The sequence below is a fragment of the Roseicyclus persicicus genome (assembly GCF_012395815.1).
In the GTDB taxonomy this organism is placed as follows: domain Bacteria; phylum Pseudomonadota; class Alphaproteobacteria; order Rhodobacterales; family Rhodobacteraceae; genus Roseicyclus; species Roseicyclus persicicus.
The window spans coordinates 173,306-191,917 of record NZ_JAAZQQ010000006.1 but is presented as its reverse complement, the minus strand read 5'-3'; the positions used below and the strand labels follow the sequence as shown (position 1 = coordinate 191,917).

17 protein-coding genes and 1 tRNA gene are annotated in these 18,612 nt (G+C 71.3%); 11 read left to right on the top strand and 7 right to left on the bottom strand.

Annotated features, from left to right (window positions below):
• The first annotated feature begins 7 nt into the window (after positions 1-7).
• The 3 genes from zwf to pgi are packed head-to-tail and all read left to right on the top strand — an operon-like array spanning position 8 to position 3,736.
• Entirely contained in the window at positions 8-1,453 is a 1,446-nt protein-coding gene (gene zwf, locus HCU73_RS16300; protein ID WP_168624539.1) for a glucose-6-phosphate dehydrogenase, read from the top strand.
• 1 nt (position 1,454) lies between these two features.
• Positions 1,455-2,126 (top strand): 6-phosphogluconolactonase, encoded by a 672-nt coding sequence (gene pgl / locus HCU73_RS16295; RefSeq protein ID WP_168624538.1) that lies wholly within the window; start codon positions 1,455-1,457, stop codon positions 2,124-2,126.
• 5 nt (positions 2,127-2,131) lie between these two features.
• The gene (pgi, locus tag HCU73_RS16290; protein WP_168624537.1) at positions 2,132-3,736 is read left to right on the top strand and encodes a glucose-6-phosphate isomerase; all 1,605 of its coding nucleotides are present in this window, start codon (positions 2,132-2,134) and stop codon (positions 3,734-3,736) included.
• A 72-nt stretch (positions 3,737-3,808) separates the two neighbouring features.
• Here the strand turns inward: pgi and HCU73_RS16285 are convergent, their stop codons facing one another.
• A complete protein-coding gene (locus HCU73_RS16285; RefSeq protein ID WP_168624536.1) occupies positions 3,809-4,300 on the bottom strand; it encodes an acyl-CoA thioesterase in 492 nt (163 codons plus the stop codon).
• Between the two features lie 109 nt (positions 4,301-4,409).
• Here HCU73_RS16285 and HCU73_RS16280 point away from each other — a divergent pair, with 109 nt between their 5' ends.
• The 3 genes from HCU73_RS16280 to HCU73_RS16270 are packed head-to-tail and all read left to right on the top strand — an operon-like array spanning position 4,410 to position 7,412.
• Positions 4,410-5,618: a CaiB/BaiF CoA transferase family protein gene (locus HCU73_RS16280; protein WP_168624535.1), complete on the top strand. Its 1,209-nt coding sequence runs from the start codon at positions 4,410-4,412 to the stop codon at positions 5,616-5,618.
• Complete coding sequence (locus tag HCU73_RS16275; RefSeq protein WP_168624534.1) at positions 5,615-6,394, top strand: citryl-CoA lyase; 780 nt, start codon at positions 5,615-5,617, stop codon at positions 6,392-6,394. The genes HCU73_RS16280 and HCU73_RS16275 overlap by 4 nt, the downstream gene beginning before the upstream one ends.
• Positions 6,384-7,412 carry an AbrB family transcriptional regulator gene (locus tag HCU73_RS16270; protein WP_168624533.1) on the top strand — a complete coding sequence of 343 codons (1,029 nt, stop codon included), beginning with the start codon at positions 6,384-6,386 and terminating at the stop codon, positions 7,410-7,412. Before HCU73_RS16275 ends, HCU73_RS16270 begins: the two co-directional genes overlap by 11 nt.
• A gap of 192 nt (positions 7,413-7,604) precedes the next feature.
• Here the strand turns inward: HCU73_RS16270 and HCU73_RS16265 are convergent.
• The 6 genes from HCU73_RS16265 to HCU73_RS16240 form a co-directional block, all read right to left on the bottom strand.
• Positions 7,605-7,678 (bottom strand) — tRNA-Gly (locus tag HCU73_RS16265).
• 47 nt (positions 7,679-7,725) lie between these two features.
• Positions 7,726-9,783, bottom strand: a complete 2,058-nt coding sequence (locus HCU73_RS16260; protein WP_168624532.1) for an ASKHA domain-containing protein — start codon at positions 9,781-9,783, stop codon at positions 7,726-7,728.
• Between the two features lie 72 nt (positions 9,784-9,855).
• Positions 9,856-10,083, bottom strand: a complete 228-nt coding sequence (locus HCU73_RS16255; protein WP_168624531.1) for an N-(5'-phosphoribosyl)anthranilate isomerase — start codon at positions 10,081-10,083, stop codon at positions 9,856-9,858.
• 54 nt (positions 10,084-10,137) lie between these two features.
• Positions 10,138-11,208 (bottom strand): methyltetrahydrofolate cobalamin methyltransferase, encoded by a 1,071-nt coding sequence (locus HCU73_RS16250; protein WP_168624530.1) that lies wholly within the window; start codon positions 11,206-11,208, stop codon positions 10,138-10,140.
• A gap of 17 nt (positions 11,209-11,225) precedes the next feature.
• Positions 11,226-12,146 (bottom strand): methylenetetrahydrofolate reductase, encoded by a 921-nt coding sequence (locus HCU73_RS16245; RefSeq protein ID WP_168624666.1) that lies wholly within the window; start codon positions 12,144-12,146, stop codon positions 11,226-11,228.
• Positions 12,147-12,174: 28 nt separating this feature from the next.
• A complete protein-coding gene (locus HCU73_RS16240; RefSeq protein WP_168624529.1) occupies positions 12,175-12,495 on the bottom strand; it encodes a virulence factor in 321 nt (106 codons plus the stop codon).
• A 274-nt stretch (positions 12,496-12,769) separates the two neighbouring features.
• Between HCU73_RS16240 and HCU73_RS16235 the strand changes: the two genes are divergently transcribed.
• The 5 genes from HCU73_RS16235 (at position 12,770) to HCU73_RS16215 (ending at position 18,599) form a co-directional block, all read left to right on the top strand.
• Positions 12,770-13,936, top strand: coding sequence for a Ppx/GppA phosphatase family protein (locus HCU73_RS16235; RefSeq protein ID WP_168624528.1), 1,167 nt, complete (start codon positions 12,770-12,772; stop codon positions 13,934-13,936).
• Between the two features lie 261 nt (positions 13,937-14,197).
• Positions 14,198-15,613: a cryptochrome/photolyase family protein gene (locus HCU73_RS16230; RefSeq protein WP_168624527.1), complete on the top strand. Its 1,416-nt coding sequence runs from the start codon at positions 14,198-14,200 to the stop codon at positions 15,611-15,613.
• A gap of 74 nt (positions 15,614-15,687) precedes the next feature.
• The gene (locus HCU73_RS16225; RefSeq protein WP_168624526.1) at positions 15,688-16,899 is read left to right on the top strand and encodes an SAM-dependent methyltransferase; all 1,212 of its coding nucleotides are present in this window, start codon (positions 15,688-15,690) and stop codon (positions 16,897-16,899) included.
• A gap of 115 nt (positions 16,900-17,014) precedes the next feature.
• Positions 17,015-17,455 (top strand): TrgA family protein, encoded by a 441-nt coding sequence (locus HCU73_RS16220; protein ID WP_168624525.1) that lies wholly within the window; start codon positions 17,015-17,017, stop codon positions 17,453-17,455.
• A gap of 22 nt (positions 17,456-17,477) precedes the next feature.
• Positions 17,478-18,599 carry an NUDIX domain-containing protein gene (locus HCU73_RS16215; protein ID WP_168624524.1) on the top strand — a complete coding sequence of 374 codons (1,122 nt, stop codon included), beginning with the start codon at positions 17,478-17,480 and terminating at the stop codon, positions 18,597-18,599.
• Positions 18,600-18,612: the final 13 nt, after the last annotated feature.

Genomic DNA, 18,612 nt, shown 5'->3' with positions numbered 1-18,612 from the left:
CAGGGCCATGGTCTCGCGTGTCATTCCGGTCGACCCGTTCGACCTCGTCATCTTCGGCGCCACGGGCGACCTTGCGCGGCGCAAGATCCTGCCGGGGCTCTACCGGCGGTTCTGCGACGGGCAGATGCCGCCCGAGGCCCGCATCATCGGCGCCGCCCGCACCGAGCAGGACAGCGCCGCCTGGGTCGAGCAGGTCGCCGAGGCGATCGAGACCTTCCTGCCTGCGGAAAAGCGCGACCCGGCGGGGCTCAAGGCGTTCTGCGAGCGGCTGCGCTACGTGCCGATCGACGCGACGGGCACGGCCGGCTGGGACGCGCTGCGCGCCGAGATGCGCGAGGGCATGGTGCAGGCCTTCTACTTCTCGGTGGCGCCCAGCCTGTTCGGGGCGCTGGCCGAGCGGCTGCACAACCTGAACATCGCCCGGCATGATGCGAGAATCGTTGTGGAAAAGCCGTTCGGGCGCGATCTTGCTTCGGCGCGCGAACTGAACGCGACGCTGGCCGCGCATTTCCGCGAGCAGCAGATCTACCGGATCGACCATTACCTCGGCAAGGAGACGGTCCAGAACCTGATGGCGGTGCGCTTCGGCAACACGCTGTTCGAGCCCTTGTGGAACGCGCAATATGTCGACCACGTGCAGATCACGGTCGCCGAGGAGGTGGGCGTGGGCGGCCGCGGGGCCTACTACGACAAGTCCGGGGCGATGCGGGACATGGTGCAGAACCACCTGATGCAGCTCCTGTGCCTGACCGCGATGGAGCCGCCCGCCCATTTCGAGCCGAACGCGGTGCGCGACGAGAAGCTCAAGGTGATCCGCGCCCTCGACCCGGTCGCGCCCGAGCACATCGTGCGGGGGCAGTACAAGGCCGGGCAGCACCCGTCCTACCTGCAGGACGTGGAGAACGAGGACAGCCTGACCGAAAGCTTCATCGCCATGAAGCTGCACATCGCCAACTGGCGCTGGAACGGCACGCCCTTCTACCTGCGGACGGGCAAGCGGTTGAAATCGCGCAAGTCCGAGATCGTGGTGCATTTCAAGAAGACGCCCCATTCGATCTTCGACGCCGATGCCGGCAGCCGGTCGAACGTGCTGTCGATCCGGCTGCAGCCCGACGAGGGGATCGACCTGCGGGTGACGATCAAGGAACCCGGGCCGGGGGGGATGCGGCTGATCGACGTGCCGCTGGACATGTCCTTTGCCGATGCGCTGGGGCCCGAGGCGACGGATGTGCCCGACGCCTACGAACGCCTCATCATGGACGTGATCCGGGGCAACCAGACGCTGTTCATGCGCGGCGACGAGGTCGAGGCGGCATGGGGCTGGACCGACCCGATCATCGAGGCCTGGACGCGGCGCGCCGACCAGCCGGTGCCCTACGCGCCGGGCAGCACCGGGCCGGAGGAGGCGGCGATCCTGATGCACCGGGACGACCGGCGTTGGCGGGAGATCTGAGATGGAGCTGGTCGAATACCCCGACCGCGACCTGATGATGCTGGCGCTGGCCGACCGGCTGGCGAGCGAGCTGGCCGAGGCGCTGCGCCACCACGACCGGGTCAGCCTGTCGGTGCCGGGGGGGACGACGCCGGGGCCGGTCTTCGACGTGCTGTCCGAGCAGGCGCTGGATTGGGACCGCGTCGCCGTCGTGCTGAACGACGAGCGCTGGGTGCCCGAGGACAGCCCGCGGTCGAACACGGGGCTGTTGAAGAAACGTCTCCTGGTTTCAAAGGCTTCCGCGGCGACGTTGATCCCGCTTTACGCCGAGGCGCCGGCCCCCGAGGACAAGATCGGGGCGCTTGCCGAGGGGCTGGCGCCGCACCTGCCGCTGTCGGTGCTGCTGCTCGGCATGGGCGCCGACATGCACACGGCGAGCCTGTTCCCGGGGGCCGACAACCTCGCGGCGGCGCTGGCGGCCGACGCGCCGCCCCTGATGGCGATGCGGGCCGAGGGCGCGGGCGAGCCGCGGATCACCCTGACGGCACCGGTGCTGACGGGGGCGATGAGCACGCATATCCTGATCACCGGCGCGGAGAAGCGGGCGGCGATCGAACGGGCGGCGCACCTGCCGGTGCACGAGGCGCCGGTGCGCTGCGTGCTGGGGCAGGCGACGGTGCATTGGGCGGAGTGAGGGTCATGGACAGGCTGTGGAGCGAGCTGAAGCGCCAGGCGGCGCGGGTCGAGGGGCGGCCGATGGGCCGGCTGTTCGAGGACGAAGGGCGCGCACGGCGCTATTCCCGGTCGCTTGGCGACATGCTGTTCGACTTTTCCAAGACGCAGCTGGACGACGACGCGATGGCCGTGCTGCTGGATCTTGCCCGCGCGGCGGAGGTCGAGGCGCGGCGCGACGCGATGTTCGGCGGTGCCAAGATCAACGAGACCGAGGGGCGGGCGGTGCTGCACACGGCGCTCCGGGCCGAGGCGGGGCCGATCCTGGTCGACGGGCAGGACGTGCTGCCGGGGGTCAGGGCGACGCGGGCGCGGATGGCGGATTTTGCCGACAAGGTGCGGTCGGGCGAGATCAAGGGCGCGGGCGGAGCCTACACGGATGTGGTCAACATCGGCATCGGCGGCTCGGACCTCGGGCCGGCCATGGCGACGCTGGCGCTGGCGCCGTTCCACGACGGGCCGCGGGTGCATTACGTGTCGAACGTCGACGGCGCGCACATTCACGACACGCTGCAAGGGCTTGATCCGACACGGACCCTGGTGATCGTGGCGTCGAAGACCTTCACCACCATCGAGACCATGACCAACGCCGACACGGCGCGGGACTGGATGGCGCGGGCCGTGGCCGAGCCCGCGTCGCAGTTCGCCGCGCTGTCGAGCGCGACGGACCGGACCGGCGCCTACGGCATCGACGCGAGCCGCGTCTTCGGCTTCGAGGACTGGGTCGGCGGGCGCTATTCGATGTGGGGGCCGATCGGCCTGGGGCTGATGCTGGCCATCGGGCCCGGGCGCTTTGAGGAGTTCCTCGCCGGCGGGCGGGCGATGGACGACCATTTCCGCAGCGCGGCGCTTTCGGACAACCTTCCGGTGCTGCTGGCGCTGGTAGGGATCTGGCACAACCAGGGGCAGGGCCACGCGACGCGGGCGGTGCTGCCGTACGACCAGCGGCTGGCGCGGCTGCCGGCCTACCTGCAGCAGCTGGAGATGGAGAGCAACGGCAAGCGCGTGGCGATGGACGGGCGCGACCTGCCCGTCGAGTCGGGCCCCGTGGTCTGGGGCGAGCCGGGGACCAACGGCCAGCACGCCTTCTACCAGCTGATCCACCAGGGCACGCGGGTCATCCCCTGCGAATTCCTCGTCGCCGCCGAGGGGCACGAGCCGGAGCTGGCGCATCACCACCGGCTGCTGGTGGCGAATTGCCTGGCGCAATCCGAGGCGCTGATGCGGGGGCGGAGCCTGGACGAGGCGCGCGCCCTGATGGCGGCCAGGGGGCTGGAGGGGGCGGAGCTGGAGCGGCAGGCGCGGCACCGGGTGTTCCCGGGCAACCGGCCGTCGACCACGCTGATCTACCGCCGGCTGACGCCGCATGTGCTGGGCCAGATCATCGCGCTTTACGAGCACCGGGTGTTCGTGGAGGGGGTGATCCTGGGGATCAACAGCTTCGACCAGTGGGGGGTGGAACTGGGCAAGGAGCTGGCCAAGGCGCTGGAGCCGGTGCTTGCGGGCGAGGACCCGGGCGCGGGGAAGGATGGCTCCACGCTGGCGCTTGTCGCCTTTGCCCGGGGCGGCTGAGGCGCGGCAGGCGGGCGTCGCGCGGGGTGGCGGTGTCGCCCCCGAAGGGCGTATTTGGGGAAAGATGAAGGGTCAGGCGGTCTCGGGCAGGGCGCCGTCGATCTCTGTGAAGGCGCGGCGGCCGGCCTCGGGGATCGGGTGGCGGCCGGGGCCCGCGCGGTTCAGGAGCACGATGACCGCCTCGCCGGCCGCCGTCTGGCGCGCCCCGGCGGGGTCGGGCAGCCAGACCGCGAACTCCATCGTGAAGGAGGTGGTGCGGAAGGCCCGCGTGCGGCCCGTCACCACGTAATCCATGCCCTGGAACATCTCGGCGAGGTAGTCGCAAGAGGTGCGTTTCAGGACAAGCCGCGGGCTGTCGGGGCCGTAGTCGGTGACCTGGCGCACCTGCAGGTAGGGCAGGCGGAAGCTTTCGAACCAGCGCAGGTAGGCGGTGTTGTTGACGTGGCCGAGGGCGTCGATCTCGCCGAAGCGGACGCGGTCGGCCAGTCCGAACCCCCAGGGCGCGGGGATGCCGAGGGCGCGCAAGGCGCGGGCGTCGAGGGGGGTGTGGTAACGCAGGTCCATGGCCCCTGTCCTGCCGTGGCCGGCGCTGCGCGGCAAGCCCCGATCCGCCGGCCCTTGCCACCCCCCAAGCGATGCTGTTGAGTTTGCGCGACAAACCGGGGAGAGAGGCATGGCGGAGGGGGCGACGGCGGCGCCGCTCAAGGGGGTGCGGGTGCTGGACCTGACCAACGTGCTGGCCGGCCCGTTCTGCTGCCACCAGCTGGCGCATCTGGGCGCCGAGGTGATCAAGGTGGAGGCCGTCGGGCGCGGCGACCTGGCCCGCGCGCTGGGGTCGGACCCGGAGTTGTCGGCGCGCGACATGGGGATCAGCTTCCTGGCGCAGAACGCCGGCAAGAGGTCGCTCACGCTGAACCTCAAGGACCCGCGCGGCAAGGCGGTGCTGAGGCGGCTGTTGGCGGGCGCGGACGTGCTGGTGGAGAACTTCCGCCCAGGCGTGATGGACCGGCTGGAGCTGGGGCCGGCCGTGCTGCGGCAGGAGAACCCGCGGCTGATCTATTGCGCGATCTCGGGCTTCGGGCAGACCGGGCCCTGGGCCGACCGGCCGGCCTATGACCAGATCGTGCAGGGGGCCGCCGGGGTCATGGCGATCACGGGGGATGCGGACAGCGCGCCGTTGCGCGTGGGCTACCCGCTGGCCGACACGGTGGGCGGCTTGACCGCGGCGATGGCGATCTGCGCAGCGTTGAACGCGAACCCGCGGGGGGCGTTCCTCGACGTGGCGATGCTTGATTCGGTGCTGGCGACCATGGGCTGGGTGGTGTCGAACCACCTGATCGGGGGCGTGACCCCGGGCCCGCAGGGCAACGAGAACCCGACCTCGGCGCCCTCGGGTACCTTCCAGTGCGCCGACGCGCCGATCAACATCGCCGCGAACAAGGACGAGCAGTGGGCGGTGCTGGCCCGTCACCTGGGCCGGGAGGACCTGCTGGCGCACCCCGATTTCGCCACGCGGGAGGACCGCAAGCGCAACCGCCACCGGCTGCGCGCGGAGCTGGAGACGGTGCTGACCACGCGGCCCGCGGCCGACTGGGCCGACGAGCTGGCCGCCCTTGGCGTGCCGGCGGGGGCGGTGATGACGGTGCCCGAGATCCTGGCCCATCCGCAGGTCGCGGGCCGCGGCTTTCTCGCCCGGTTCGAGGATGTGCCGGGGGTGGGCCGGGCGATCGACGTGGCCCGGATCGGGCCGATGATCGACGGGGTGCGGCCCGCGGTCGACAGGCCACCGCCGCTTCTGGGGCAGGACGGCGACGCGATCCTCGAGGGGCTGGGCTACAGCGCGGCCGAGATCGCGGAGCTGCGGGCGGAGGGGGTGATTTGACCGACGGACAGGATGTCGCCGACTGGTGGCGCACCCGCATCATCGACATGGAGCCGGGGCGCATCCACCTGCGCGGGCGGCCGGTGCAGGAGCTGATCGGTACGACCGGCTTTGCCGAGATGATCTGGCTCATGGTGATGGGCGAGGAGATCGCGGGCGACCGGGCGCGGCTGTTCGAAGCGGCGCTGGTCGCGGCGGTGGACCACGGGCCGCAGGCGCCCTCGATCGCCGCGGCGCGGATGGCGGCGACCTGCGGGGTGGGGCTGCAGGCGGCGATGGCGACGGGGCTGAACATGCTCGGCGACGTGCATGGCGGCGCGGGGGAGCAGGCGGTGGCGCTCTACCGCGCGGTGGAGCGGGCGGGGCCCGAGGGGCTGGCCGCGGCGCTGGACGCGTGGCGGGCGGAGCACGGGCCTTTCCTGCCGGGCTTCGGGCACCGCTACCACAAGCCGGTGGACCCGCGCGCGCCGCGGCTTCTGGCGCTGGTCGACGCGGCGGCCGAGCAGGGCGCGGTGCCCGGCGCCTATGCCGAGATCGGGCGCGCCATCGAGCGCCACCTCGCCGCCGAGCGGGGCAAGCCGGTGCCGATGAACATCGACGGGGCGACGGCGGTGATCTACGCCGAGCTCGGCTGCCCGCCGCCGCTGGCGCGCGGGTTCTTCGGGCTGTCGCGGTCGGTGGGGCTGCTGGCCCATGCCTGGGAACAGATGGAGCAGGGCGGGCGCAACAAGGGCCCGACGCCGCCGGGATACCGCTGGACCTATGATGGCGATTGACCCCGCGTGGCGGCAGGTGCCTGCGACGCTCGCCATCGGGGCGGCGGGGGCGGGTCTGTTCTGGCTGATCGGCTTTCCGGCCGCGGTGCTGACGGGGCCCGCGGCGGCGGTGTCGGCGGCGACGCTCATGGGCCTGCGGACGGCGATGCCGCCGATGCTGCGCGACGCGGTGTTCCTGGTGATCGGCATCACCATCGGCAGCACGGTGACGCCCGAGGTGATCGCAACCGCGCTGGCCTGGCCCCTGTCGCTGGCGGTGCTGGTGGCGACGCTGGTGGCGGTGATGCTGGTCGCCATGGCGGCGCTGGAGCGGCTGTTCCGCTACGACCGGACGACGGCGCTGCTGGCCGCGACGCCGGGGCACCTGAGCTACGTGCTGGGCCTGTCGACGGAACTGGAGGCCGACGTGGCGCGCGTGGCGCTGGTGCAGACGGTGCGCGTGCTGCTCCTGACGCTGCTGGTGCCGGTGCTGATCGCGCTCTGGGGCGTGGAGGGGACGGGCTATCTCGTCGACCGCGGGCCGATCGCGCCCCTGCACCTGGTGCTGACGGTGCCGCTGGCCCTGGGGCTGGGGCTGGTGCTGAACCGGCTCCGGGTTCCGGCGGCGCTGGTCCTGGGGGCGATGGCGGTGTCGGCGCTGGGGCACGGGGCGGACCTGACGCCGGGGGCGATCCCGCCCTGGCTGGTGACGGTGGCCTTCATCGGCATGGGCACGCTGATCGGCACGCGCTTCAGCGGGATCGACCGGCGGGGCCTGGGCGCGGCCTTTCTCGCCGGGTTCGTGACCACGCTGGTGGCCTGTGCGGTGGCGGCCGCCGGCGCGCTGGTCGCGGCCGGGATCGTCGGGCTGCCGGCGGCGGCGCTGCTCCTGGCCTTCGCGCCGGGCGGCGTCGAGGTGATGGCGGCGCTGGCGGTCGAGACCGGGCTCGAGCCCGCCTTCGTCGCGGCGCACCACGTGTTCCGCCTGATCGCGCTGACCGTGCTGGTGCCGGTGATGGTGGTGCGGCTGCGGCGCTGACGGAAAAAGGGCCGCGCCTTGGGTGGAGCGCGGCCCGAAGTCGGGTCAGGGAGGGAAAAACGGGCGGGAGGGAGGAGCCCGCCGTTTCGGTATCTCTGACAATGCCGGTGGGCTGCGGCCGAAATGCGGCGAGACGGAAACGATTTCAGGGTATTTTCACCCTGTCTTCGCGCGCCGGATCGGAGGGGAGGCTGGAGCGGGTAGCGGGAATCGAACCCGCGCGTTCAGCTTGGGAAGCTGACAGGCTACCATTACATCATACCCGCGTCAGAGCCCCGAGATAGACCTGCGTCTCGGGGCGCGTCAAGGGGGCTCAGGCCCTGCGGCGCCGTCGGCGGCCACCGTCCTCGCCGCCACCCGGCGCGCTGCCCGAGGCGCCGAAGGCGACCTGGGGCAGGGGCGCGACCTTGGCCAGTTCCGGGAACGGGTCGGTCGCGTGGGGGATGGCGTTGGCGTTGACGAAATGCTCCTGGAAGCGGGGCTCGATCGCCGTCTCGATCTTCTCGATGTCGCGCACGGTGCGCTCGATCCGCTCCCGCGCGGCGCGGTTGCACAGCGCGATCCGCGCCCCGTGGCCGGCGGCGTTGCCCGCGCTGGTGACGCGGTCGAGCGGCACGTCGGGGATCATGCCCAGCACCATCGCGTGTTTCGGGCTGATATGGGCGCCAAAGGCACCCGCCAGCACCACCCGCGCCACCCGGTCGACGCCGCGCTTGTCCATCAACAGGCGCGCGCCGGCGTAAAGCGCGGATTTCGCAAGCTGGATCGCCCGGATGTCGCCCTGCGTGACGGTGATGCGCGGCCCCCCCGTGGCGGTCGCGTCATGAACGAGATAGGCAAAGGTGCGCCCCGTGGGTTCGCAGCGGGCGGTGCCCGTCGCCTCGGGCCCGCCGATCAGGCCCGATGCGTCGAGAAGCCCCGCCATGCGCATCTCGGCCACCGCCTCGATGATGCCCGAGCCGCAGATGCCGGTGACGCCGGTGTCCTTCGTCGCCTCGGCGAAGCCGGGATCGTCGGACCAGAGCTCGCAGCCGATGACGCGGAAGCGGGGCTCCTTGGTCACCGGGTCGATCTCGATCCGCTCGATGGCGCCGGGGGCGGCGCGCTGGCCGGCGCTGATCTGCGCGCCCTCGAAGGCGGGGCCGGTGGGCGAGGAACAGGCAAGCACGCCGTGGCTGTCGCCGAGCAGGATCTCGGCATTGGTGCCGACGTCGACGATCAGGGTAAGGTCCTCGGCCTTGTCCGGTTCCTCGGACAGCGCGACGGCGGCGGCATCCGCGCCGACATGGCCCGCGATGCAGGGCAGGAGGTAGAGCTGCGCCGTGGGGGCGATGGTGTCGAGGCCGATGTCGCGGGCCGCGAGCGTGAGGCTGCCGGAGGTGGCGAGCGCGAAGGGCGCCTGGCCGAGCTCGACCGGGTCGATGCCGAGGAGCAGGTGGTGCATCACCGGGTTGCAGACGATCACCGTCTCGTAGATCAGCCGCGGGTCGATGCCGGCTTCGGCCGCGATCTCGGTCGCGAGCCGCGCGATGGCCTCCTGCACGGCGGCTGTCATCTCGGCGTCGCCGCCGGGGTTCATCATGGCGTAGGAGACCCGGCTCATCAGGTCCTCGCCGAAGCGTATCTGGGGGTTCATGAGGCCGGAGGACGCGAGCACGCGCCCATCGGTCAGGTCGCAGAGATGCGCCGCGATGGTGGTGGAGCCGAGGTCGATGGCGAGGCCGTAGAGGCCGCCCTCGTGCAGCCCGGGCCAGACGTCGAGGATGCGGATGTCGTCGCTGTTCGCGGGGTGGTGCAGCGCGAGGCTGACCTGCCACTGGCCCTTGCGCAGCGCCGGCTGCAGCTTCTGCAGAACGGTGAGGGGGGCGGTGACGCCCTCGATCTGCCACTGCTCCTTGAGCGCGGCCTTCACCCGTTCGAAATCGCCCGAGGGCTCGTGCATGTCGGGCTCGGTCACCTCGACCAGCACCAGCCGGGTGGCGGGGTCCATGGTGATTGGGCGGGCCGAGGCGGCCTTGCGCACCACCTGGCGGTGGACCTGGCTTTCGGGCGGCACGTCGATGACGACATCGCCCTGCACGGTGGCCTGGCAGCCGAGGCGGCGGCCCTGCTTGAGGCCGCGGACGCGGTCGTAGCGCGCCTCGACCGCGTTCCATTCGGAGAGCGCGCCGTCGCAGACGGTGACCCCGTGTTTGGGGAAATCGCCGTAGGATGGCGCCACCTGGCATTTCGAGCAGATGCCGCGGCCGCCGCAGACGCTGTCGAGGTCGACGCCAAGCTGGCGGGCGGCGGTCAGGACGGGGGTGCCAACCGGGAAGCGGCCGCGCTTGCCCGAGGGGGTGAAGATGACGAGGGGGTTGGTCTCAGCCATGCTGGAAGTCACCAATTTTTCTAGAAAAATTGGCCCGGGCAAAATCTTCTAGAAGATTTTGCGAAGAGGGCCTCAGCAGATCACGCGCAAGGGGGCGCCGCTGCAGATGATCACGAAGTCGCGGTCGCACTCGATCAGGTGAAAACCGCGCCGGCGCACCGCAAGTTCCAGCGCATCGCGCCCGATCTCGCGCTCCACGTCCACGATCTTGCGCCGGACAACGCCGCCGGTCTGCGCCGCCTTGGCGTGGAACACCTGGTCCAGCCAATCCTGGCCGAGAAGCGCGGGAGGTCGGGACATGATGCTCATGCCCCGACCTTGACCTGCCTCCGGTAAATGCCCGGTTAACCGCTGTCACGCGCGCCGCCGCCGCCGCCCGCCGGCCCGGCCGCCTTGTTCCTCGGCGTCGGGATCCTTGTTGAAGCGGATCCAGCCCGCACCGCCGGCATCCTGGTTCAGCAGGAAGTTGGCGGCGCGGATCGCCTCCATCTCCTTGCCGGGCCGCGGACGGGTCGAGCCCATGCCGAATAGCTTCACGAAGGTCTCGTCGTCCATGTCGGGCGGCAGGACGATGCCCGCGGCCTCGACCTCGGCCCGCTTGGCGGCGATCGCCTTGGGGCCCACGGGCAGGGCGACGGGGTTCATGATCGCGCTGGTCATGCCGGCGCCGAAGGCCATCGGCAGGAAGGCGTTGTTGATCCCGTGCCGGTTCGGCAGCCCGAAGGAGATGTTCGACGCCCCGCAGGTGGTGTTCACGCCCAGCTCCTCGCGCAGGCGGCGCACGAGGGTGAACACCTGGTGGCCCGCCGTCGCCATCGCGCCGATCGGCATCACCAGCGGGTCGACCACGATGTCGTGCGCCGGAATGCCGTAGTCGGCCGCGCGCTGCACGATCTTCTTGGCCACGGCGAAGCGCACGTCGGGGTCCTCGGAAATGCCGGTGTCGTCGTTCGAGATCGCCACCACCGCCACGTTGTATTTCTTGACCAGCGGCAGGACGACCTCCAGCCGCTCCTCCTCGCCGGTGACGGAGTTCACCAGCGGCCGGCCCTCGGCCGCCTCGAGACCCGCCTGCAGCGCGCCGGGCACCGACGAGTCGATGCACAGCGGGCAGTCGGTGACGCCCTGCACGACGCGGATCAGTTCCGGCATCAGCATCGGCTCGACGAAGTTGTTGTCGGCGTAGCGCGGATCCTCGCCCATCTTGTTGGAGAACACCGCGCCCGAGTTCACGTCCAGCACCGTCGCGCCGGCCTCGACCTGGGCGATGGCATCGGCCTCGACGCGGGAGAAATCGCCGCGCTCCAGCTCCTCGTTCAGGATCTTGCGGCCCGTCGGGTTGATCCGCTCGCCGATGACGCAGAAAGGCTGGTCGAAGCCGATGATCGTGGTGCGGGTCTTGGACTCGATGACGGTGCGGGTCATGGGGCGTGGGCTCTTTCTCAGGAGGCGGCGGCCGGCTGCGCCGGGGCGCCGCCGTGCTCGGTCGCCCAGGTGGCGTTGGCGGTGATCCCGCCGAGCGGGAAGAAGTGGATGCGTTCGATGTTCCGCCCGCGGCCTGCGGCCTTGGCCTGCGCGAGCGCGGTCAGGATCTCGGTCGGCTCGAAGGGCAGGAGCAGCTTCGACACGTCGCGGGCGCGCTTCTGCAGCACCGACAGCGACGGGCCGACGCCGCAGGCGATGGCGAACTTGATCAGCGTCTGCAGCTTGGCGGGGCCCGCGATGCCCAGGTGCACGGGCATGGCGATTCCGGCCGCGGCCAGCCGGTCGGCCCAGTCGAGCACCGGGCCGGCCTCGAAGGCGAACTGGGTCGCGATGGCGAAGGCCGCGTCGGAGCGGTTGGCGAAGTCCTGCTTCCACTTGAGCGCGGCCATCACCTCGGCCTCGCCCCCCTTGGGGTCGATGTCGCGGTTGCCCTCGGGGTGGCCGGCGACGTGGAGCCGCTCGAACCCGTCGAAGACGCCCGAGTCCAGAAGCTGCATCGAGGAATGGAACGCCCCCCGCGGCTCGGCGATGCCGCCGGCGAGGATCAGGCCCTGCTTCACGCCCGCCTCGCCCCGGTAGCGCGCGACCCAGTCGGCCAGCGTGGCGCGGTCGGGGATCGAGCGGGCGGGGAAATGCGGCATCGGCTCGTAGCCCTCGGCGCGCAGGCGGACGGCGGTGGCCAGCATGTCGGCGAAGTCGGTGCCGTCGATATGGGCGATGTAGACCCGCGTGCCGACGGGCAGGAGCGCGCGGAAATCCGCGATCTTCTCGGCGGTGCGCGGCATCACCTCGATGGAATAGCCCGCCAGCAGCGCCTCGAGCGAGGGCGAGGACGGGGCAGGGGCGGCGGCCCGGCTGCGGAAGTTCAGAAGCGCCATCGCGGTCTCCCAGATCGAGGCCATGGCCTCAGGCGGCGGTTGTGTCGGTGGAACGGTCGAACCCGTCGGCCTCGATCAGGCGGCGGATGCGGTCGGGGTCGTAGGCGGCCTCGAGCCGGGCGGCCTCGGACGCGGCGAGCGCGTCGGGGTCGCCCTCGACCTCGCCGACCTCGACCCGGCGCCACTCGGCCAGATAGGCGTCCTGGTCCTTGGCGCCGATCTTCATCGCGCAGCGGTCGATGGCCTGCTCGAAGCGCTCGGGCAGCACCGCCTTGGACCCGCGACGCCCCTTGCCCACGATGACCTGGGCGGGAATGTCGCGCCAGAAGACATGGGTCACGATGGGCATCGGCGGCGTCCTTCCTCGGGCGAGCGTCCTGCGGTTGCCGCGCACCATAGGCGAGGCCCGCGGCACGGCGCGCTCCGTTTTCGACACAAGCCGGGGCGGGAGCGACCCCGGCCCGTCGGGAGATAGCCGCCGGCGGCCGAAAGGGCGAGGGCCGGGGCGGCCCAAAATTCTCATGAAGATGTTGAGTCGCGTTCGCGCGCCCGGACCCAACTCCATTGTGACGGCGGGCCGGCCTTGCTACATTGCGACCAACACATGATTTTCGGAGGCCCGCATGTCGCGCAAGCGCAAGGGCGGCGCCGGTCCGTTCCCCAGACCCGTGGCCGACGTGGTGCCCCTTGCGCCGGCCGCAGACCCGCCTGTCGAACGGCGCGACGCGCCCGCTTCCCGGCCCGACCCGGCCGATCTCTACGCCGCCCTCGACCTCGGCACCAATTCCTGCCGGATGCTGATCGCCCAGCCCAAGGGCAACCAGCTGCATGTCGTGGATTCGTTCTCCAAGAGCGTCCAGCTGGGGCAGGGGCTGGAGGCCTCGGGCCGGCTCAGCCGTGCCTCGATGGCGCGCGCGGTGGGGGCGCTCAAGATCTGCCAGCGCAAGCTGGAGAAACACAACGTCAGCCGGATGCGGCTGGTGGCCACCGAGGCCTGCCGCCGGGCGACCAACGCGCGCGACTTCATCGCCGTGGTCAAGCGCGAGACCGGGCTGGAGCTGGAGATCATCCAGCCCGAGGAGGAGGCGCGCCTGGCCGTGGTGTCCTGCGCGCCGCTGGTCTCGGCCAAGACCGAGCAGTTGCTGGTCGTCGACATCGGCGGCGGCTCGACCGAGCTGGTGTGGATCGACCTGTGCCGGGTGCCGCGGCTGGAGCGGCCGCGGGCGATCATGCGGCTGCACCAGGGCTTCGACCACCCCGACACGGTGTTCCCGCGCGCCAAGGTGGTGGACTGGATCTCGATCCCGCTGGGCGTGGCGACGCTGAAGGACATGTATGACGACGTCGCCGACGACGGGGCGCGGTTCGCGCTGATGAGCTGGTTCTTCGAGGAGAAGCTCGCGGCCTTCTCGCCCTACGACGACGCCGCCGACCAGGCGCGGGAGGGGTTCCAGATCATCGGCACCTCGGGGACCGTCACCACGGTGGCGGCCTCGCACCTAGGGCTGCGGCGCTACGACCGCAACAAGGTGGACGGCCTCAGGATGACCTCCGACCAGATCGACCGGGTGATCACGCAGTACCTGGCGCTCGGCCCCGAGGGGCGTCGCCGCGACCCGCGGATCGGGCGCGACCGGCAGACGCTGATCATGTCGGGGGCGGCGATCCTGCAGGCGCTGCTCCGGGCCTGGCCGACGGACCGGCTGACGGTGGCGGACCGGGGGCTGCGCGAGGGGCTGCTCTACGCGCAGATGTCGGCAGACGGGGTGCTGGAGGACGGGCCGTTCTGAGCGGCGGCGCGTGCGGCGGGCGGAGGGCTTGCGCCGCCTTCGGCGTCGTATGCCTGAGGGTTTGCGCCGCCTTCGGCGTCGCCGGGGGCGATTTTCGCGGGGCGCGAAAATCGCGGGTGGCGACGGGGCGCGGCGGCCCGGCGGGGCGCGGGTTGCGCCGTTGCCTGCGTATTTGGGGAAAGATGAAGCGGGCAGGGGTGCTTGACCGGTCGTCTCGCGCCCTAGGTAGAGCGCGACGACGACCAGCGAGCTGACCTGCCCATGACGCCCCCCGTGATCTACTGGACCCGCCGGGATTTCCGCCTGTCGGACAATCCCGCCCTTGTCGCCGCCTGCGCCAGCGGGGCGCCGGTGATCCCGGTGTTCGTCTGCGACGAGGTGGTGGAGGGGCTGGGCGCGGCGCCGAAGTGGCGGCTGGGGCTGGGGGCCGAGGCCTTCGCGGCGCGGCTGGACGAGGCCGGCAGCCGGCTGGTGTGTCGGCGCGGGCCGGCTCTGGAGGTGATCCGCGCGCTGGTGGCCGAGACGGGCGCGACGGCGGTGCACTGGAACCGGCTCTACGATCCCGACAGCCGGCGGCGCGACGAGGCGGTGAAGGCGGCGCTGAAGGCCGACGGCATCGCGGCGGTGAGCCATGCCGGGCACCTGGTGCACGAGCCCTGGACGGTCGAGACCGGGACGGGCGGGTTCTACAAGGTCTACACCCCGTTCTGGAAGGCGGTGCGCGGGCGCGACGTGGCCGCGCCGCTGGCGGTGCCGCGGCTCAGGGCGCCGGAGCAGTGGCCACCCGGCGACGACATCGCCGGCTGGGGCCTCGGGGCGGCGATGGACCGGGGTGCGGATGTGGTGCGGCCCCATTGCGTGATCGGCGAGGCCGGGGCGCAGGGGCGGCTGGGGGCCTTCGTGGTCAACCGGATCGGCGCCTATGCCGAGGACCGCGACCGGCTGGACGTCGACGGCACCTCGGGCCTGTCCGAGAACCTGACCCATGGCGAGATCTCGGCGCGGACCTGCTGGCATGCCGGGATGCGGGCGATGGAGGAGGGCAAGGCCGGGGCCGAGACCTTCCTCAAGGAGCTGATCTGGCGCGACTTCGCCTATCACCTCGTCCACCACACGCCGCACATCACCACGCGCAACTGGCGTGAGGAGTGGGAGGCGTTCCCCTGGAACACCGACGCGGACCACCCCCATGTGCAGGCCTGGCAGCGCGGGCGCACCGGCATGGCCATCGTCGACGCGGCGATGCGCGAGATGTACGTGACGGGGCGGATGCACAACCGGGCGCGGATGCTGGTGGCGTCCTACCTGACCAAGCACCTGCTCACGCACTGGAAGATCGGGATGGACTGGTTCGCCGACTGCCTGGTGGACTGGGACCCGGCCTCGAACGCCATGGGCTGGCAGTGGTCGGCGGGGTCGGGGCCCGACGCGACGCCCTATTTCCGCGTGTTCAACCCCGAGACCCAGGCCGAGAAGTTCGACCCGCTGGGCCGCTACCGCCGGGCCTGGGTGGCCGAGCTGTCGTCGCGGCCGCCCGATACCGCCACCAGCTACTTCGCCGCGATCCCGCGGGGCTGGGGCATGGCAGCGGGCGACCCCTACCCGCGGGCCCCCGTGGTCGACGCGGCCGAGGGGCGGCGGCGGGCGCTGGACGCCTACGAGACCCGGGGATTCTGACCTTGGGTGAAACAATCGGGGCTTGTGCTGCGTTGCAGCTTCTGCCCAAATCGCGCGCCAGACAAGGGGACCACATGGACGTCAGGACAACCACGAAGGGAGAGGCCAATCTCCCCCGTTATTTCCAGCCGGTGTTCGACACGGCCAACAAGATGCAGCACGGCCGCCTCGACATGGTGCTGCCGGACGGGCGCGTGTTCCGCGCCGCGGGGCACGGGCCGGGGCCGGTGGCGGAGCTGCACATCCACAACCCCGACATCTTCGCCCGGCTGATCCGCGAGGGCGACCTCGGCTTTTGCGAGGCCTATCTCGACGGCTGGTGGTCGACGCCCGACCTGCAGGCCTTCATGGACCTCGTCCACGCCGACAACGAGGAGGTCTACGACGGCTTCCTCGGCATGGGGATCGTGCGCACCTACGAGAAGCTGCGCTTCTGGTGGCAGTCGAATTCCAAGCGCCAGGCGCGCAAGAACATCTCCTACCACTACGACCTCGGCAACGAGTTCTACGGGCTCTGGCTCGACGACACGATGACCTATTCCTCGGCCCTGTTCCGCAGCGGGCAGGAGAGCCTCGAGGCGGCGCAGATTGCGAAATACGAGAGCATGGTCGACCAGATGGGCGCCCAGCCCGGCGACCACATCCTCGAGATCGGCTGCGGCTGGGGCGGCTTCGCCGAATACGCCGCGAAGGAGCGGGGCCTGCGCGTCACCGGCCTGACCATCTCGAAGGAACAGTACGACTACGCCGTGGCGCGGATCGCCGCCGCGGGCCTGTCGGACCGGGTCGAGATCAAGCTGCAGGACTACCGCGACGAGCGCGGGCAGTACGACGGCATCGCGTCGATCGAGATGTTCGAGGCGGTGGGGGAGAAATACTGGCCGGTCTATTTCCGCACGCTGCGCGACAACCTCAAGCCCGGCAAGAACGCGACGCTGCAGATCATCACGGTGCAGGACCGCCGCTGGCACGTCTACCGGCGCGGCGTCGATTTCATCCAGAAATACATCTTCCCGGGCGGGATGCTGCCCGCACCCAAGGTGCTGCGCGCCGAGGTGGAGCGCGCGGGGCTGCGGGTCGCCCATTCCATCGAGTTCGGGGAAAGCTACAGCCAGACGCTGCGGCGCTGGCACGAGACCTTCAACGAGAAATGGGACGACGTGGCCCGGCTCGGCTTCGACGACCGGTTCCGGCGGATGTGGAACTTCTACCTCACCGCCTGCGCCGCGACCTTCCACTTCGGCAACACCGACGTGACCCAGATCACGGTGACGCGGCCGGGCTGAGGCGCATTTTCCACGGGCCTTGCCCGCTTCGGCCACAAAACCGCCAGAAACATGGGGTGATCTTCGCCCCATGTTCTTTCCGACGCACATAGAGAACCGTGGAAGTTCGAACCGGATGCCGACCGCCGCACGGCTGGTCGGCGCGGTGGTGTTCTTCGGGGTTGGCTGGGCCGCGGCGCTGCAGGTGCTGACGACGGTGCCCGAAGGCACGCCCGCGACCTTCTTCCCGGTGACGATCGCGATGATCGGGCTCTGGCAGGGCTGGAGCGTGGCCGGCGCCAACGCGGGCCGGGGCCGGTCGATGGCGGTGGCGAACGGGCTGCGCACCTCCATCCAGATAGCGGCGCTGGGGCTGATCGTGTTCGCGCTGCGCACCATGTTCGAGCGGTCCATGAGCCTGCGCTACGACGGCTTCGGCGAGGCGGTGGTCGCGGCGATGGACCTGTTCATCGAATACTTCTTCCAGTCGCTGATCGCCCCGGTCTGGGGCGTGCTGCTGGTCGGGGGTGTCATCGGCGGGTTGATCTGCGAAGGTGCCGCGCGACGCTGGCGCTGACTCGCACCCCCGGGGGCCTTTCATGACCGAGATCTTCCTGTTTGGCACGCTGTGCCATGGGCCGCTCCTGCGCGCCGTCGCGGGGGCGGATCTGGCCGTGCGCCCCGCCGCGATGCCGGGCGCGCGGGTGGCGAAGGTCGCGGGCGCGGCCTGGCCGATGCTGGAGGACGCGCCCGGCGCGCGGGCCGAGGGCGTGCTGATCGAGGCCAGCGGCGAGGCGCTGGCGCGGCTGGATTTCTACGAGGCGGTGTTCGGCTACACCCGCCAGCCCGTGACCGTCGAGATGCGCGGCGCGGCGCGGGTGGTGGACGCGTGGCGGCCCCATGGCGCGCCGGGCGCGCCCGACGGCCCCTGGTCGCTGGACGCCTGGGCGCGGGACTGGGCGGCGCTGACCATCCTCGCCGCGCAGGAGGTGATGCGCCAGCGCGCCGAGGGGGCCACGGCCGATGACATCGCCCGGCGCTACTGGATGATCTGCGCCCGCGCGCAGGCCGAGGTCTCGGCGGGCGCCTGGGCGCGACCGGGGCTGGTGGGCCGCACGCCGCACCGCGACACGGTCGAGGTGGTCGCCCGCCGCCACCCCTATTCCCGCTTCTTCACGGTCGAGGAGCTGGCCGTCCGCCACCCGCAGTTCGACGGCACGCAGTCGCCGGTGCAGGAGCGCGCGGTGTTCCGCGTCGCCGACGCCGTCACCGTGCTGCCCTACGACCCGGTGCGCGACCGGATCCTGCTGATCGAGCAGATCCGGCTCGGCGCCTACGCCCATGGCGACGCGCATCCCTGGCTGCTGGAGCCGGTCGCCGGCATGATCGACGCGGGCGAGGCGCCCGAGACCGCCGCCCGCCGCGAAACCGTCGAGGAGGCGGGGCTGGACCTCGGCGACCTCCATTTCGTCGCCCGCTACTACCCCAGCCCCGGCGGCATCGCGCAGGTGCTGACCTCCTATGTCGGGATCGCCGACCTGCCCGACGACGCCGCCGGGATCGGCGGGCACGACCACGAGGGCGAGGACATCCTGTCCCACCTCGTCGACTGGCCGCTGGCCCTGGAGATGCTAAAGCGCGGCGACATGGCGAACGCGCCGCTGGTCGTGTCGATGCAGTGGCTGATGCTGAACCGGGACCGGCTGCGGCCTTCGGCTTGAGGTTTCGGGCGGG